At 59.4% G+C, this 276-nt stretch carries 1 protein-coding gene; it reads right to left on the bottom strand.

Annotation, left to right across the window (positions count from 1 at the left end):
* Positions 1–202, bottom strand: a 202-nt coding sequence (locus tag ACLJNW_RS24795; protein ID WP_410961299.1) for an NAD(P)H-dependent oxidoreductase, incomplete at its 3' end; no start/stop codon positions are given.
* Positions 203–276 lie beyond the last annotated feature (74 nt).

The raw sequence follows: 276 nt of genomic DNA on the forward strand, positions 1-276 counted from the left end.
GCATCTGGTAGATCACCACGTCGGCCCAGAGGAACTTGTCCACCTCCGTCGGGATATCATAGCCACCGTCGATGAAGGTCTGGCGCAGGTCGAAGCCACGGCGGTCCAGATGGGCCAGGGCGGTTTCGTGCAGGGTCTGGTTGAGGCGACCGTCGGAATGGGCGAAACGCTTTCCGCCGTTGAGCAGGAGAATGTTTTTCATGGTGTTCCGTACATGCTGGAACCGCAGCGGATATGCCTGCCGATCCCGGGTTGAAGAGAGCGGCAGGTTAGATA

Origin of the sequence: Salmonella sp. SAL4457 (genome assembly GCF_046548235.1) — a bacterium.
Taxonomy (GTDB): domain Bacteria; phylum Pseudomonadota; class Gammaproteobacteria; order Enterobacterales; family Enterobacteriaceae; genus Salmonella; species Salmonella enterica.